Raw genomic sequence first — 16,085 nt, forward strand, 5'->3', positions numbered from 1 at the left:
GAGTGGCCGACCGTGGGACGCGTAAGGTGGTCGACACCTGTTTCCTCCCAGGCCGGTGTGTTCGGGACTGGCCCGGGCGGGTCATGGCAGAAATCCATCTGCAGATGCCTGCCTCCCCCCAGGCAATGAGGAGCCCCCGTCTTGTCGAGCAGCAGCCACGCCTCCTCCTCGCGACGGGGGTCGTCCGCGAAACTGGTCTCCGCCCCCCGTTTGGACGGGCGGGTGCTGGTCGTCGATGACACGGAGGCCAAGCGCTACCTCATCGCGCAGACGTTGCGCCTCGCCGGCATGGAGGTGTTGGAGGCGTTCAGCGGAGGCGAGGCGCTCGCGGTGGCGGCCTCGCAGCCGGACGTGGTGGTGCTGGATGTGCGCCTGTCGGACATGAACGGCTTCGATGTCTGCCGCCGGCTCAAGCAGAATCCCGCCACCGCCGCCATTCCCGTGCTCTACATCTCCGCCCTGCTCCGGGATGAGGAGCTGGAGGAGCGGCTCTTCGCGGACGGGGCGGACGGCTACATCCCCCAGCCCATTGAGCCCAAGCACCTGGTGGCGCAGACGTGGGCCCTGGTGCGCATGCGCCGCGCGGAGCTGGCCCGTCAGCGCGAGCGCGAGGAGGCAGAGGCCGAGCGGCAGCGGCTTCAGCGCGAGCTGGAGAAGTCCCAGACGCGCGCGCGGCGGCTCACCGAGTCTGGCATGGTGGGCATCGTCTATTGGGACCTGGATGGCACCATCCTCGATGCCAACGACACCTTCCTGTCGCTGGTGGGCTACACGCGCGAGGACATGGCGCGGGGCCCGCTCGACTGGCGGAAGATGACGCCCCCCGAATGGGAAGCGGCGGACGTCCGGGCATTCGAGGAGCTCCAGGCCCAGGGCGTCAGCGTGCTGTACGAGAAGCAGTACCTGCGCAAGGACGGCACGCGGGTGGATGTGATGTTGGGGGTCGCCTCGCTCGAGGGCGAGTCCAACCGGGGCGTGACGATGGTGGTGGACCTCACCGAGCGCCGGGAGGCCGAGCGCCAGCTGAAGCATCTCATGTCGGAGCTGGAGTCCAGCCGGTCGCGGTTGCGGATGGCGCTCGAGGCCGCCGAGCTCGGCACGTGGATCTATGAAATCCCCACGGGGGAGGTGCGCTGGGACGCGCGCGCCAAGGAGATGTTTGGTCTGCCGCCTGATGCCTCCGTGCGCCCGGAGGTGTGGCAGACGGGGGTTCACCCGGAGGATATCGAACAGGTGATGGCGGCGGTTGATCGCTCGCTGTCGGGCGGAAATGGGGGCTTCTTCGCGACCGAGTTCCGGGTGGTGGGACTGCAGGACGGAATGCTGCGCTGGGTGTCCGCGCGGGGCCGGGTGCGCTTCGATGAGGAGGGGCGGGCGCTTAGCTTCTCAGGCATCTGGCTGGACATCACCGAGCGCAAGTTGAACGAGCAGCGCGCCGTGGCTCTCCAGGCCACCACGGCCGCCTTCGCCAATGCGCTCACCCCGCGGCAGGTGGCCGAGGCCCTGGTGGAGCATGGGCTGAAGTCGCTGGATGCCTACGCGGGCGCCGTCAGCCAGGTGGAAGACGGGAAGCTGCGGATGATCAGCCACTTCGGCTACCCCCCCCACATTCCCCAGAACTACGGCCACTTCCCGCTCGGCATCCGCGCCCCCTCCTCCCTGGCGGCGCTCGAGGGGCGGACCTTCTGGCTCCAGGCCTCCGAGTCCCTGGAGTGGGAGTGGCCCGAGTTCTTCAAGACCATCCAGGGGAGCCGCAGCCGCACCTGGCTGAGCATTCCGCTGAAAGATGGCGAGCGGGTGGTGGGCGTGCTGGGGCTGAGCTTCTCCTCGCTGCGCCGCTTCAGTGCGCACGACATGGCGCACCTGGAGTCGCTCTGTGCGCTGTGTGCCCAGGCCCTGGCGCGCGCCTGGCTCTACGACGAGGAGCGCCGGGCGAAGGAGGAGGCACGGCAGCGGGCGGAGCTGGAGCAGCAGTTCCTCGGGGTCGTGAGCCATGACCTGCGCAATCCCTTGCAGGCCATCTCCCTGGGCGCGCGCACGTTGCAGCGGATGGAGAAGCCCACGCAGGAAGTGCTGATGCGTACGGCGGGGCGCATCGCGAGCAGCGCGGACAACATGGGGAGGATGATCTCCGACCTGCTCGACTTCACCCGAGGGCGGCTGGGCGGAGGCATTCCCCTGGTCCGCGAGCGCAACGAGCTGGTGCGGCTGTGCCGGGAGGTCCTCGACGAGTTCTCGGTGACGCACCCAGGCCGGGACATCCGCCTGGAGGGAGACTCCCATTGCGAGGGGCAGTGGGACGGCCCGCGCATGCGGCAGGTGCTCTCCAACCTGCTGTCCAACGCGCTCAGGCATGCGAGGGAGGGGACGGCGGTGTGTGTGCGGGCGAGGGAGTTGCCGGACGAGGTGGAGCTGTCGGTGTTCAACGAGGGCGCGCCCATTCCGGAGGAGCTGCTGCCGGTGCTCTTCGAGCCGTTCCGCCGGGGGATGGCGAAGTTCCGGCCGTCGGGCAGCCTGGGGCTGGGGCTCTACATCGTGCGCCAGGTGGTGGAAGGGCACGGGGGGAGGATGGAGGTGGGCACCGGCGAGGCGGGCACCACCTTCACCGTGTGGCTCCCGAAGGGCTGTTAGCTGCCTGCTCGCTTCCTGGTGCAGGAGGCTGGCTCAGCCGCGTAAGGTGGTGGACAGCCCTGATCGGGCTGTTAGGACTCGCCGAGGCGGTCCGTGGCAGAACTTTTGGGTACACGCCTGCCCCCAGGCGAAGAGGAGTCCTCATCTTGTCGAGCAGCAGCAACTCCGAGCTTTCTCCGCAGCGGGTGTCGCGTGAGGAGCCGGTCTCCACCCCCCGGATCGAAGGACGGGTGCTGGTGGTGGATGACACGGAAGCCAAGCGGTACTTCGTCGTCAAGACGCTGCGCCGGGCGGGGATGGAAGTGCTGGAGGCGGCCAGTGGTCAGGAGGCCCTGACGGCGGTGGCGCTTGGGCCAGACGTGGTGGTGCTGGACGTGCGCCTGCCGGACATCAGCGGCTTCGACGTCTGCCGACGCATCAAGGAGAATCCCACCACCTCCGCCATCCCCGTGCTCTACGTCTCCTCGTTGCTGCGGGACGAGGAGCTGGAGGCGCGGCTCTTCGATGATGGGGCGGACGGTTACATTCCCCAACCCATCGAACCCAAGCACCTGGTGGCGCAGACGTGGGCCCTGGTGCGCATGCGCCGGGGCGAGCTGGCCCGCCAGCGTGAGCACGAGACGGCGCTGGCGGAGCAGCAGCGGCTCCAGCGCGAGTTGGAGAGGTCCCAAGCGCGCGCGCGGCGGCTCACCGAGTCCGGCGTGGTGGGCACCTTCTACTGGGACCTGGATGGCACCATCCTCGATGCCAACGACACCTTCCTGGAGATGGTGGGCGCCACGCGCGAGGAGCTGGAGCAGGGCCTGCTCAACTGGCGGAAGCTGACGCCCTCCGATTGGCACGAGCAGGATCACCGCAACGTCCAGGCCCTGCTCGAGACGGGCGTGTCCGAGCTGATGGAGAAGCAGTACCTGCGCAAGGACGGTACGCGGGTGGATGTGATTCGCGGCTCCGCGCTGTTCGAGAGCGAGTCGCGCCGGGGCGTGACGGTGGTGGTGGACATCACCGCGCGTCGGCAGGTCGAGCGCCAGTTGAAGCAGCTCATGGCCGAGCTGGAATCCAAGGAGCGGTTGCTCAACGCCGTGTTGCAGCAGATGCCCACGGGTGTCCTCATCGCCGAGGCGCCCTCGGGCCAGACGTTGCTGAGCAATGAGCGGCTGGTCTCCCTGGTGGGGTCGCCCGTGCATCAGATGTCGGCGGAGTACCGCGCGCAGCGCGTCCTGCACCTGGATGGGCGGCCCTATCAGTTGGAGGAGTTGCCGCTGGTGCGCTCGCTGCGCGGAGGCGAGACGGTGTCGGAGGAGTTCGTCATCCGCCACGAGGATGGCTCGACCCGGCTCACCCGGGCGTGTGCCGCGCCCGTGCGCGACGCGGAGGGCGCCATCGTCGCCGGCGTGCTGACGGTGGAGGACATCACCGAGCAGATGGCCACCCAGGAGTCGCTGCGGGGAAGCGAGGAGCGGTTGCGCCTGGCGATGGAGTCCGCCGCGCTCGGGGTCTGGAGCTACACGCCAGGGGTGCAGGAGCTGGAGTGGGACGCGCGCACCCGGGAGTTGTTCGGGCTGCCGCCCGATGCGCGAGCGACCTTCGACATGTGGATGGAGAGCGTGCACCCTGACGACCGTGCGTGGGTGGCGGAAAGCTCCGGTCGCGCGTTCGCCGGCCAGGATGGCGGCCTCTATGAGGCCGAGTACCGGGCGGTGGGGCTCCAGGACGGCGTGCTGCGGTGGGTGGCCTCGCGGGGCCGGGTGCATGTGCGCGCGGATGGCCGGGTCCACATTCTGGGCACCGTACTGGACATCACCGAGCGCAAGCTGGCCGAGCAGCATGCCGCGGCCCTCCAGGCCACCACGGCTGCCTTCGCGCACGCGCTGACCCAGAAGCAGGTGGCCGATGCGCTGGTGGAGCACGGCCTGAAGTCGTTGGATGCCGAGGCGGGCTCCGTCTGCGTGGTGGTGGGCAGGAAGCTGCTCATCCTCGGGGCCGTGGGCTACCCGGAGGAATTGCTTCGCGCGTACCAGGTCATGTCCATCACGGACCCCACGCCCCTCGCGGAGTCGGTGCGCACGGGACGCTCGGTGTGGATCGAATCGCGTGAGTCCCTCGATCGAGGCTTTCCCGACGTTGCCCGGCGGTTGAGTGAGAGTCCGCGCCGCTCTTGGGGGGTCATGCCGTTGAAGGACGGCGAGCGGGTGGTGGGCGTCCTGGGGTTGAGCTTTCTCTCGCAGCGCCGCATCAGCCCCCAAGAGAGGGCGAATCTGGAGTCGCTCTGCCAACTGGGAGCCCAGGCCCTGGAACGGGCGCGGCTCTATGAGGAGGCACGGCAGCGGGCGGAGCTGGAGCAGCAGTTCCTCGGGATGGTGAGCCATGACCTGCGCAATCCCTTGCAGGCCATCTCCCTGGGGGCGCGCACGCTGCAGCGCATGGAGCGGCCCTCGCCGGAAGCGTTGATGCGCATGACGGGGCGCATCGCGAACAGCGCGGACAACATGGGGAGGATGATTTCGGACCTGCTCGACTTCACCCGGGGGCGGCTGGGCGGAGGTATCCCCCTGGAGCGCACGGCGAATGACCTGGTGCGGCTGTGCCACGAGGTCATCGACGAGTTCTCCGTGACGCACCCGAGCAGCGACATCCGGCTGGAGGGCGATGGCTCGTGCGAGGGGCTGTGGGATGGGCCGCGCATGAGGCAGGTGCTCTCCAACCTGCTGTCCAATGCGCTGAGGCACGCACGGGAGAGGACGGCGGTGCGCGTGAGGGTGCTCGCGCGGGAGGGAGAGGTGGAGTTGTCGGTGTTCAACGAGGGCGCGCCCATCCCAGAGGAGCTGCTGCCGGTGCTCTTCGAGCCGTTCCGCCGGGGGATGTCGAAGTTCCGGCCGGCAGGGAGCCTGGGGCTGGGGCTCTACATCGTGCGCCAGGTGGTGGAGGGGCACGGAGGGCGGGTGGAGGTGGGCACCGGCGAGGCGGGCACCACCTTCACCGTATGCCTGCCCTGCGGGTCTGGCTCCAGCCACTGACGCGCGGCTGGAGCGCGGAGCTTCTCGGGTCGAGCCGGTGCTTTACTTCCCCGGCACGCGCCGCAGGGGGAGGAACTCGGGTCGCCACATCTCGGCCTCGAGCAGGCCCTCGAGGTCCTCGGGCAGCGTGCGTGTGGCCACTTCTTCCTTCACCGCCTGGCGCATCACCGCGATGGCCACCTGCCGGCTCGCCGCGCGCAGCCGGTCCATGCGCGGGTAGAGCGCGCCCTGCGCCAGCCGTGCGCCGTCCGTGTAGTCCGCCAGCGCGAGCGACGCCGCCGTCAGCATGCCGTCCGTCACCCGCCTGGCCCGCGTCAGCAGCACACCCAGCCCGAGGCCCGGGAAGATGAAGGCGTTGTTTCCCTGGCCCACCGGGTGCGGCGCCCCGTCCCACTCCACGTCCGGGAAGGGGCTGCCCGTGGCCACCAGCGCCTTGCCTTGCGTCCACCGGTAGATGTCCTCCGGCACCGCCTCGCTGTTAGCCGTGGGGTTGCTCAGCGCGAACACCACCGGGTACGGCGTGTTGGCCGCCACCGCCTTCACCACGTCCTCGCCGAACGCCGCGCGCTGGCCGCTCAGGCCCAGCAGCACCGTCACCTTCGCCTCCCGCGCCGTCTCCAGCAGGCTCGGAATCGCGCCCTGGAGCTTCCAGCCCGCCACGCGCGACGGCTCGTGCGCGAACTCCAGCTTGTACGGCTCCAGTCCCTTGCGGTCCTTGAGGATGAGGCCCTTGGAGTCGATGAGGAAGATGCGCTCGCGCGCCTCCTTCGTGCTCAGGCCCTCGCGCTCCATGCCGCGGACGATCTGCCGCGCCACGCCCACGCCGCCCGCGCCCGCGCCGTGCACCACGTACACCTGCTGCCCGAGCGTCGTCTGGCTGCGTCGCGTGGCCGACAGCAGGCCCGCCAGCACCACCGCGCCCGTGCCCTGCACGTCGTCATTGAGCGAGGGCAGCACGTCCCGGTACCGGTCCAGCACGTCGAAGGCCTTCTGCTTGCTGAAGTCCTCCCACTGCACCAGCACGTTGGGGAAGCGCTTCTTGAGCGCCGTCACGAAGGTGTGGATGAAGTCGTCGTACTCCTTGCCCTCCATGCGCGGGCGCTTCACGCCCAGGTAGAGCGGATCATCGAGCAGCTCCTTGCGGTTGGTGCCCACGTCCAGCTCCACCGGCAGCGTCACCGCCGGGTCGATGCCCGCAGCGGCCGTGTACAGCGACAGCTTGCCAATGCAGATGGCCAGGCCGCCAAAGCCCTGGTCGCCGATGCCCAGAATCCCCTCGTTGTCCGTGGCCACAATCAGCTGCACGTCCGGGAAGGGCGTGTTCTCCAGCATCGCGTCGATGTCGCCGATGTTCTCCGGGCTCACCACCAACCCACGCGGATAGCGGTAGATGCGGCTGAACTGCTCCACCGCCTGCGCCACCGTGGGCGTGTAGATGATGGGCATCATCTCCTCGATGTGCCGATTGAGCAGCGCGTAGAAGAGCACCTCGCTGCGGTCCTGCAGGGCACGCAGGAAGACGTGCTTCTCCAGGTCCGAGCGGAAGGAGCGGAAGTTGGCGTAGGAGCGCTCGATTTGCTCATCCAGCGAGGACACGTGCGGGGGCAGCAGGCCCATCAGCCCGAACTCGCGCCGCTCCTCCAGCGTGAAGGAGGTGCCCTTGTTGAGCAGGGGCAGGCGGGTGAGCACCAGCCCCGTGAGGTGCGTCTCCAGGAAGGGGCGGCCGTTCGCGTCGAACTTCTTCTCGTACTGTTTCATGGGGGAAAGCTTCGTCTTTGTTTGGGGGGGCGCTCCCTTAACGGCTTGCCCCTCGCCCCAACAAGGCCCCCTACCAGGCAGGCATAAGGGGAGGCTCGGGTCTCCCATGCATTCAGCCCACGACGCTGTGTGCCAGCGCATCGTGTCAAGAAGAGCGTGACGGATTCGTGGCGCGGGGGGGTTGGGGCTGGAGAGTGCCCGTCGGCCCGCCTGGTCTAGGAACGCTCTCGGCGGTGGAACTGGCTCTCCGAGAGGGGCGCTGCTTCAATCCGCGCCCTTGTCGCGCAACCCACCGAGGTGTCGATGAACGCTCGCGTCTGGAGAATCGCCCCCCTGCTGTTCGGGTCGGGGTTCTGCGCGTTGGTGTACCAGACGGCGTGGCAACGCGAGCTGCGGCTCATCTTCGGGGCCTCGACGGCGGCCTCGGCGGCGGTGCTGGCCATCTTCATGGGAGGGCTGGGGCTGGGCGGGGCGCTGCTGGGCTCGCGCGTGGACCGGGATCGGCGCCCGCTGGCTTTTTACGCGAACCTGGAGTTGCTGGTGTCGGTGAGCGCGGCCGTGACGCCGCTGCTGGTGTGGCTGGCGCGCACCCTCTATGTGGCCCTGGGCGGCACGGTGGCGCTGGGGCTGGGGTTGGGCTCCGCGGTGCGGCTGGTGCTCTCCGCGCTGGTGCTGGCGGTGCCCACGCTGCTCATGGGCGGCACCCTGCCGGCGGCGGCGCGCGCGGCGGAGACGCCCGAGGACGTGAGGCGCCGGGCGCTCGCGGTCCTCTATGGCGTCAACACGCTGGGCGCGGTGGCGGGCGCGACTGCCTCCACCTTCTTCCTCTTCGAGGTGTTCGGTACCCGCACCACGCTGTGGCTGGCGTGCCTCGTCAACATCCTGGTGGCCCTGGTGGCGCGCACGGTGGCGCGCGGGCTCCCCGAGCAGGAGGGCTCCGCCGCTCCGGCTTCCGAGACCGGGGCCACGCCCGCGCCCGAGACGGTGTCCGCACCGGCCGCACTGCCTCCGCGCGGCTTCGTGCTGGGTGCCGCGGCGCTGGTGGGCTTCGCCTTCTTCCTCATGGAGATGGTGTGGTACCGGATGTTGGGGCCCCTGCTGGGCGGCTCCACCTTCACTTTTGGCCTCATCCTGATGGTGGCGCTGGCGGGCATTGGCCTGGGCGGCGCGGCCTACGCGGCGTGGGGCGAGAAGCGTCCGGCCACCCTGCGCGGCTTCGCGCTCACGTGCCTCCTGGAGGCGCTGCTGCTCGCCGTGCCCCTGGCGCTGGGGGACAAGGTGGCGTTGCTGACGCTGCTGGCGCGGCCCCTGTCCGTCTTCGGCTTCGGGGGCATGGTGCTGAGCTGGTCGCTCATCGCCGCACTGGTGGTGCTGCCGGCCGCGTTCGTCTCCGGCGTGCAGTTCCCCCTGTTGCTGGCGCTGCTCGGGCGTGGGGGCCAGGACGTGGGCCGCCAGGTGGGCCAGGCGTACGCGTGGAACACGGTGGGCTCCATCGTGGGCTCTCTGGCGGGAGGCTTCGGGCTGTTGCCGCTGCTCACCGCGCCCGGCGTGTGGCGACTGGTCGGCGCGGTGTTGGTGGGGTTGGGCGTGGTCACGCTGCTGCTGTCGGCACGCCTGGCGCGTCCCTCCCTGGGCGGGATGCTGGCTCCCGTGAGCGCGGCCGTGGTGGCCGTCCTGCTGCTCGGGGCGGTGGGGCCCACGGCCGCCTGGCGCCACAACCCCATCGGCGCCGGACGCAGCCAGGCCCCCTCCAGCACCAATGACATGCGTGACTGGTTCCTCGACGCACGACGCTGGCTGCTGTGGGAGGTGGACGGCGTGGAGAGCTCCGTGGGGCTCATCGGCGGCCATGGCCTGTCGTTCTTCGTCAACGGCAAGTCGGACGGCAACAGCCTGGCGGATGCGGGCACGCAAATCATGGGCGGGCTCATCGGTGCGCTCGTGCACCCGCGGCCGCACAGCTCGCTCGTCATCGGTCTGGGCACGGGCAGCACCGCTGGGTGGCTCGCGGCCGTGCCGGAGATGGAGCGGGTGGACGTGGTGGAAATCGAGCCCGCCATCCTGGAGGTGGCGCGTCAGTGCGCGGACGTCAATGAGCGGGTGCTCGACAACCCGAAGGTGCACGTCCACCTCGATGATGCTCGCGAGGTGCTGCTCGCCTCCAAGGCCTCCTACGACATCATCTTCTCCGAGCCCTCCAATCCCTATCGGGCCGGCATCTCCAGCCTCTTCTCCCGCGAGTTCTACCACGCGGTGAAGCAGCGCCTGGCGCCCGGGGGGGTCTTCCTCCAGTGGCTGCAGACGTACGAGGTGGACGCGCGCACGGTGCGCAGCGTCTATGCCACGCTGGCCACCGAGTTCGGCGCGGTGGAGACGTGGCGGACGCAGGGCGGGGACTACATCCTCGTGGCGACCGAGGCACCGCTGCGGCACGACCTGGAGCGGATGCGGGCACGGGTGGCGCAGGAGCCCTACCGGAGAGCCCTGGCTGCCGCCTGGTCAACGAGCGAGCTGGAAGGAGTCCTCACGCACTACGTGGGTGGCCCCGTCTTGGGCAAGGCGTTGGCCGAGGGTCAGGAGGAGCTCGTCAATACGGATGACCTGTCCTATCTGGAGTTCGCCTTCGCCCGCAGCGTGGGGCGCACGAAGAGGGGCTTCTCCCTCGCCGAGATGCAGCGCGCCGGAGTGGACCTGAAGGCGGACCGCCCAGAGGTGGAGCGCGGCGAGGCGGACTGGTGGCGGGTGGAGCAGCTGCGGGCGCTCTCGCTCCAGCCCACCTTCCGTCGCCCGGACAGCCGGGAGGCCGAGCTCTCCCTGCGGCAGCGAGCCGCCTTCGCGAAGGCCTACTCCCGGAACGTTGAGGACGCCGCGCGTGTGTGGCGCGAGGGGGGATGGCAGCCCCGGGGCCTGCTCGAGTCGCGCATGGTGGCGCATGCGCTGGCGGAGACGGGTGACGAGGCGGCCAGGCCCTTCATCGAGCAGCTCCGGGATACGTCGCCCTTCGATGCCGAGGCCCTGCTGGCGCGTTTGCGGTTGAAGCAGGCGAAGTATGCCGAGGCGACGGAGGTGCTCGAGCGGGCCTTTGCCCGCCTCCACACCACGCCGTGGACCCACCAGCCGCTGCTCGAGAGCGCGATGCAGATGAGCTTGGAGATCGCCCGTCAGGACGCGGCGCTGGGGCAGCGCCTCTACGCCGCGCTGGCCAGGCCCTTCTCCAACCGGGCGGGGGATAGCCGGCGCATGGACATCCGGTTGCAACTCGCCGAGCGGCTCGACTCCCCTCGGCTGTGCGCCGAGGCGTTCGCGCCCTACGAGCCCCACCCCAACTGGAACCGGTCCTTCCTGGAAGCGCGCGCCCGCTGCTATGTCACCAACCGCCACCCGCTGGCGGACCAGGCGCTGGCGGACCTCTCGGCGTTCCTGGAGGCGGAGCCGCCGCCGCTGTGGGACGCGCCTTCGGGCGCCCGGGGCCCGTCTCCGGAGCCGCATCCGGAGCCCTCCCAGGAGGAGGCGCCGTCTGTCTCGGCTGGGGGGGAGCCGTGAGCCCACGATTCCCTCCCACTCCCCAGGTCATCGCGCTAGGGTGACGCTGCATGTCGGACACACCGCTGATTTTCAATCACTCGCTCCAGGGGCTGCTGTCGCGCGCGTTTCCGGCGGGGGTCCCCGCCGAGCTGAAGGCGAAGCTGCTCACGGTGGGGGTGGACCTGAGTAAGCCGCTGCTGCCCGCCTATCCGGTGCACACGTGGGCGCGCTGCATTGAGTTCAGCGCCCCGTTTGCCTTCCCGCATGAGCGCCGCGAGGTGGCCTGGCGCATGCTGGGCGAGCGGATGATTGATGGCTACCAGGACTCGATGATCGGCGGCGCCATGTTCTCCATGCTGCGCATCCTCGGACCACGGCGGATGCTGCAGCGCGCCCAGAAGAACTTCCGGACGGGCAACAACTACTCGGAGGTGCGCGCCACGGACGTCTCGCCCACGGCGATGGACCTGTGGTTCAACGAGACGGACGATGTGCTGCGCCACTTCACCGCGGGCTTGGTGCTCGCGGGCATGCGCGCTGGCGGCGCGGAGGAGCCCCAGGTGGAGCTCCTCCAGACCGACCCGAAGGGCGTGACGTTTCGCGCCTCCTGGAAGCCCAAGCCCTGAGCCGCCCGCCAGCGCGCCCGGGCCTCACGGGCCAGGGCGTCCGCCGTACATCGTCTCGGCGCGGTGGAACATCACCCACGAGGTGATGATGTACTTGTCACCCGAGCGCGGAACGTTGCCTCGGTGGGTGTGGGTGAAGCCCGAGGGGAAGATGAGCATGCGGCCGGCCTTCGATTCGACCTTCTTCTCCTGGTAGAAGAACTCGGTCTCGCCGCCCTCGCTCACGTCGTTCAGGTAGAACTGGAACGCGAGCACCCGGTGCAGCGGCTCGCAGCTGGCGTCCTTCGGAAACACCTCGGAGTGCCAGTGCGGATAGCCGCCGGAGCCCTTCAGGTATTTCTGCACCTGGAGGTTGCCGTAGCGGTAGAGCATGCCGATGAGCTGGTCGAGGTTCGGGTCCCCGATTTCAGCGAAGTTCTCCCGCGTGAGTGTCACCACCTGGCCCGTCGTGGGGTGCTTCATCGCGAGCGAGACGGCGCCAATCAGCGAGTACAGGTACTTGCGCAGGTAGCTCCGCAGCGGCGGGAAGGCGTGGTCCAGCAGGCGGCGCAGCAGGTCCTGGTACTCGGGGTGGGTGTTGAGCAGCAGGTCGTAGCTGTCCTTCTTGGCCAGGTCGACGCCGCCTCCGGTCTGGCCCCGGTGCTTGTGGGGGCTCTTCTCGAAGAGCTGGATGATTTCCTGGCACAGCGCGGGCGACAGGACGCCGTCGTGGACTTCGATGAAGTCGGTCATGGCGGTGTCGGGCCTCAGCGGACGCTGACCAGCTCCACGTCGAAGACGAGCACCGAGTTCCCGGGAATGACGCCGGGGTAGCCCGCCTCGCCGTAACCGAGCTCGGACGGGATGACGAGCCGGCGCTGGCCTCCCACCTTCATGCCGACGACGCCCTCCTCCCAGCCATCGATGACCGTGCCCTTGCCGAGCGTGAAGTCGATGGGCTTGTCGGGGGTGTCACGGCTGGTGTCGAACCTGGACCCATCCGGGAGCCAGCCGGTGTAGTGCACATAGACGATGCGGCCATTCGTGGCCTCGGTGCCGGTGCCCACCACCAGGTCCTGGGTGTAGAGGCCGGAGGTGCTGCGGTTCATGGCGTTGAGGTCCACGCCCAGCGAGGCCGCGTACTTCACCTTCGTGGGGTCTCCCGTGTCCGTGCCGCACGCGGACGTGAGGAGGAGCAGGCTGGTAGAGACGAGCAGGAGCAGTCGGTTCATGGCGCGCGAGCCTACCAGTGGAGGCGCGCATCCAGGCGCTTCAACGCGAGCGACCGCGCGGGCCGCCGCCCGCCCACTGGTAGCCCACGGTGGCACCCGAGCCGACAAAGCCCAGGGCAATCGTCTTCCGAAACCAGCTGAGCGTGCTGCGGTTACCCACAACTTCTTCGAGGACCCCGTGCGCAATCACACCGAGCAGCGTGCCCGCGGCCGCCCCGCCCAAGGCGCCCAGGAAGGCCTGTCCCCGGTCCCGACTGCCGCCGAAGGCCAGCTCGCCGAGTCCCCAGGTGCCCAGCGCCGCGAGGGGAGGGGTCAGCACCAGGCCCGTGCCGAAGGCCGCCACATCCAGCTCGGACCAGCGTCCGCCCGCCTCCGCCGGCTGCAGGAACAGCAGCCCTCCGACCAATGAGCCCGTGAGGCCCCCGGCCGCTGTCTCCGCCGCCGTCACCCAGAGCCGTTCTCCCTCCAGGCGGCTCGCCCCATACACCCCCCCGAGCGGTACCAGCGCGAACGTGCCGTAAGCCACCCAGGCTCCGGCGGTAACAGGCGCATCCTTCTCCAGGCGCGGAGGCAGCGCGCTTGCGTGCTTCTGGGGTGGCTCGCGTCGCGGAGCATCGGCGGGTGATTCGGACTCCACGACCGGGAGGGGAGTGGACTCGACGCCCTGGTCCGGGAGCAGGGAGAGCGCCACGGGGACTCCCCGGGCCCGCGCCGCCAGGAGCCCCTCGTGTGAGTCCGTGAGAGGCCGGCCGGACGCTGGTGGCGACGCGAGCAGGGCTCCCAGGAGCACGAGGGAGAGCAGACAGAAGGGTAGGCGAACAGGCAAGCGCATGGTGTTTTGAGAACAGACCCGTGTGTCGCGGAGGGATGGGGACTCCCCCCCATTTCGTCCACCCGTGCACCCCAACGGCCCTGTCCCAGCGGACAGTGAGCGGTCCTCCCTGTCGACAGGTGGACGGCGCGCGCGTGCCGGAAGGCAGTCTTCGGGAGCGTGACTAGCTTTGCGCGCGTGAGGAACTGTTGGCCGCTGCTGGTGCTCGCCCTTGTGCTGGCGGGCTGTCCCCTGCCGAACCATCGGCTCGCGCTGCGTATCCGCGACGACGTGCCGGAGACACACGAGGGCTTGTCGCTCGCCTGGTATCAAACGGTGGGCGTGGAGCTGGAGCCGGGAAACCAGGTGCAGCTCGTCCACAACGGCCACGTCTTCGACATCCTCGAGCAGGAGATCCGCGCCGCTCGCTCCAGCATCCACATCCTCGTCTACATCTGGCGTGCGGGAGACCCGTCGGATCGGCTCATCAAGGCCCTGCGCGAGCGCCATCCCGGAGTGGCCTGCCGCATCTTGGTAGACCCGCTGGGCAGCATGCGCTTTCAGGCGGATGTGGGGCCCGAGCTCGTGGCGGCCGGCTGCGAGGTGCGCGTGTTCCGCCCGCTGCGGGGCACCATCGCCTCCTTCAACCTCAAGCGCCTCCAGTCGCGGCTGCACCGCAAGCTCGCCGTGCGCGATGGCGTGTCCGGGCTCACCGGGGGCTGGGGCATCTGGAAGAGCTGGGAGGGCAACGGGAAGAAGCCGGGCGAGTGGCGCGACGCCAACATCTGGGTGCAAGGGCCGGCGGTGCGCGGCATCCAGCTCGCCTTCGCGCAGAACTGGCAGGAGGCTGGAGGCGGCATGCTCCCGGACGAGGCCTTCCCGGACCCCATCCCACCCTCGGGCGAGGCCCGCGCGGGCTTCGTCACCCACACCGGCGCGCCCGTGCTCACCAATGCCGAGCGGATGACGCTGCTCGCGATTGCCTCGGCGAAGAAGAGGCTGTGGATCTCCAACTCGTACTTCATCCCCACCGGCCCTATCCAAGACATGCTCATCGCCAAGGCGAAGGCCGGCGTGGACGTGCGGGTGCTCACGCCCGGGCGACACCACGACATCCCCCCGGTGCACGAGGGCCAGCGGGCCACCTACGCGCGGCTGCTGGAGAACGGGGTGCGCATCTGGGAGTACGAGATATCCATGATGCACTCCAAGACGCTGCTGGTGGATGACCGGCTGTCGATGGTGGGCTCGACGAACCTGGATCCGCTGGCGTTCAGCGCCGAGGAGGGCTCGCTGGTGGTGGACGATGCGACGCTGGCCTCGCAGCTCGCCGTGGCCTTCGAGGAGGACATGCGCCACTCGGTGGAGATCCGCTGGGACTCATGGCGCCGGCGCGGCCTCTTCAAGCGGCTGTCGGAGCGAGTGACGGTGCTCTTCGGCAAGTACCTCTGACGCTCGCCTGCTCACCTGCCTTCCGGGGGTGGTTGATGGGCGGAGCGCCATGACATACAGGCTGCGGGGAGATGACGCCGGGAGCCAGGGACAGAGCCACGCAGCGGGTCGCCTCGCGAGGGGCGGGACCCGGAGGCTCTCTGTCGCGCGTCTCCCTGGCCCTTGGGGCCTCACTGGTGTTGCACGTGCTGGGCATGGGAGCCCTGTGGCGCGGTGCGTCGGAGCCGGAGCCGAAGCGCTCCCGGCCGGCGGGGCCGCTCGAGGTGGAGCTCGTCTGGCGCGAGGCGGCGCGGAGTGCCGGGGCCGAGGGGACGGGGCAGACCTCCCCGGAGGTGCTCGCGCCAGCCCGTCCGCCCGAGCGTGTGTCGCGCCGGGTGGGCAAGGCACCCGGGAAGGGCACGGAGGCGACGACCTCCCGTTCAGAGAGGGCAGGGCCTCCACCGCCGTCGGAGGCCCGGGTGGAGGCTCCCGCGCCTTCGACACCGGAGGCGCCGGGACCTGCGTCCGCTGGAGAGCCTTCTCAGGCTCCGGTCCTGGCGGCCCCGGTTGGCGCTGAGGAGGGCTCGCCGGGGAGTGGCTCGGTGGAGACCTCCGAGGTAGCTCCAGGAGGGACTATCCCAGGAGGAGGCCCCTCCTCGGGAGGCGGCGTGTCGGGGGTGGGGGTGGACTCGGAGTTGCTGGCCTACCGAGAGCGGCTCTCGCGCCACGTCACCCGGCAGCGGCGCTACCCGGCGCAGGCGGTGCGACTGGGGATGGAGGGCACCGCGCGGGTCCGCGTCCGCATCAACCGGGATGGCTCGCTGGCGGCGCCTCCTCGACTGGAGGACTCCTCTCGCTTCCGGGTGCTGGATGCCGAGGCCCTGCGCATGGTGGAGGCCGCCGCTCCCTTCTCCCCACTGCCCTCGGCGCTTGCCCGGGAGTCGGCCGAGTTTGTCATCCCGGTGAGCTTCTCCCTGCGTGCCGCGGCGGGTTGAGTCTTTTTTTGAGGGGAGGTGGAGTCAGCGTCTCGCCGACCGTCCGTTCACCCGCTAAGCTGGGGCCTTCGACAGGGAGG

Annotated in this window: 10 protein-coding genes; 6 read left to right on the forward strand and 4 right to left on the reverse strand. The window is 69.7% G+C overall.

Going from position 1 to position 16,085, the window contains the following annotated elements; translation table 11 throughout:
• Window positions 1-222 precede the first annotated feature (222 nt).
• Together F0U60_RS01440 and F0U60_RS01445 are read left to right on the forward strand one after the other, a co-directional pair.
• A complete protein-coding gene (locus tag F0U60_RS01440) occupies window positions 223-2,631 on the forward strand; it encodes a PAS domain S-box protein (protein WP_395813113.1) in 2,409 nt (802 codons plus the stop codon).
• Window positions 2,632-2,777: 146 nt separating this feature from the next.
• On the forward strand, window positions 2,778-5,648 hold the full coding sequence (locus F0U60_RS01445) for a PAS domain S-box protein (RefSeq protein WP_395813115.1): 2,871 nt from the start codon (window positions 2,778-2,780) through the stop codon (window positions 5,646-5,648).
• A 42-nt stretch (window positions 5,649-5,690) separates the two neighbouring features.
• On the opposite strand, the gene F0U60_RS01450 is transcribed toward F0U60_RS01445, so the two are convergent.
• Entirely contained in the window at window positions 5,691-7,406 is a 1,716-nt protein-coding gene (locus F0U60_RS01450) for an NAD-dependent malic enzyme (protein WP_395813117.1), read from the reverse strand.
• A 303-nt stretch (window positions 7,407-7,709) separates the two neighbouring features.
• Here F0U60_RS01450 and F0U60_RS01455 point away from each other — a divergent pair, with 303 nt between their 5' ends.
• Both F0U60_RS01455 and F0U60_RS01460 read left to right on the forward strand, forming a co-directional pair.
• On the forward strand, window positions 7,710-10,949 hold the full coding sequence (locus F0U60_RS01455; RefSeq protein ID WP_395813120.1) for a fused MFS/spermidine synthase: 3,240 nt from the start codon (window positions 7,710-7,712) through the stop codon (window positions 10,947-10,949).
• Between the two features lie 50 nt (window positions 10,950-10,999).
• Window positions 11,000-11,557 carry a DUF2378 family protein gene (locus F0U60_RS01460; protein WP_395813122.1) on the forward strand — a complete coding sequence of 186 codons (558 nt, stop codon included), beginning with the start codon at window positions 11,000-11,002 and terminating at the stop codon, window positions 11,555-11,557.
• A 24-nt stretch (window positions 11,558-11,581) separates the two neighbouring features.
• On the opposite strand, the gene F0U60_RS01465 is transcribed toward F0U60_RS01460, so the two are convergent.
• The 3 genes from F0U60_RS01465 to F0U60_RS01475 are packed head-to-tail and all read right to left on the reverse strand — an operon-like array spanning window position 11,582 to window position 13,600.
• Window positions 11,582-12,289, reverse strand: coding sequence for a 2OG-Fe(II) oxygenase (locus F0U60_RS01465; RefSeq protein ID WP_395813124.1), 708 nt, complete (start codon window positions 12,287-12,289; stop codon window positions 11,582-11,584).
• Between the two features lie 14 nt (window positions 12,290-12,303).
• The gene (locus F0U60_RS01470; RefSeq protein WP_395813126.1) at window positions 12,304-12,768 is read right to left on the reverse strand and encodes an FKBP-type peptidyl-prolyl cis-trans isomerase; all 465 of its coding nucleotides are present in this window, start codon (window positions 12,766-12,768) and stop codon (window positions 12,304-12,306) included.
• Window positions 12,769-12,808: 40 nt separating this feature from the next.
• Entirely contained in the window at window positions 12,809-13,600 is a 792-nt protein-coding gene (locus tag F0U60_RS01475; protein ID WP_395813128.1) for a hypothetical protein, read from the reverse strand.
• Between the two features lie 177 nt (window positions 13,601-13,777).
• Here F0U60_RS01475 and F0U60_RS01480 point away from each other — a divergent pair, with 177 nt between their 5' ends.
• Both F0U60_RS01480 and F0U60_RS01485 read left to right on the forward strand, forming a co-directional pair.
• Window positions 13,778-15,031 carry a phosphatidylserine/phosphatidylglycerophosphate/cardiolipin synthase family protein gene (locus F0U60_RS01480; protein ID WP_395813130.1) on the forward strand — a complete coding sequence of 418 codons (1,254 nt, stop codon included), beginning with the start codon at window positions 13,778-13,780 and terminating at the stop codon, window positions 15,029-15,031.
• A gap of 71 nt (window positions 15,032-15,102) precedes the next feature.
• Window positions 15,103-16,005, forward strand: coding sequence for a TonB family protein (locus F0U60_RS01485; protein ID WP_395813132.1), 903 nt, complete (start codon window positions 15,103-15,105; stop codon window positions 16,003-16,005).
• Window positions 16,006-16,085: the final 80 nt, after the last annotated feature.

This window comes from Archangium minus, assembly GCF_044360475.1.
GTDB classification, from domain to species: Bacteria; Myxococcota; Myxococcia; order Myxococcales; family Myxococcaceae; genus Archangium; species Archangium minus.

Coding starts and splice junctions, on each gene's coding strand:
- F0U60_RS01485 (WP_395813132.1), top strand. CDS start 15,103: ATGACGCCGGGAGCCAGGGACAGAGCCACGCAGCGGGTCGCCTCGCGA.
- F0U60_RS01460 (WP_395813122.1), top strand. CDS start 11,000: ATGTCGGACACACCGCTGATTTTCAATCACTCGCTCCAGGGGCTGCTG.
- F0U60_RS01450 (WP_395813117.1), bottom strand. CDS start 7,406: ATGAAACAGTACGAGAAGAAGTTCGACGCGAACGGCCGCCCCTTCCTG.
- F0U60_RS01465 (WP_395813124.1), bottom strand. CDS start 12,289: ATGACCGACTTCATCGAAGTCCACGACGGCGTCCTGTCGCCCGCGCTG.
- F0U60_RS01455 (WP_395813120.1), top strand. CDS start 7,710: ATGAACGCTCGCGTCTGGAGAATCGCCCCCCTGCTGTTCGGGTCGGGG.
- F0U60_RS01475 (WP_395813128.1), bottom strand. CDS start 13,600: ATGCGCTTGCCTGTTCGCCTACCCTTCTGTCTGCTCTCCCTCGTGCTC.
- F0U60_RS01470 (WP_395813126.1), bottom strand. CDS start 12,768: ATGAACCGACTGCTCCTGCTCGTCTCTACCAGCCTGCTCCTCCTCACG.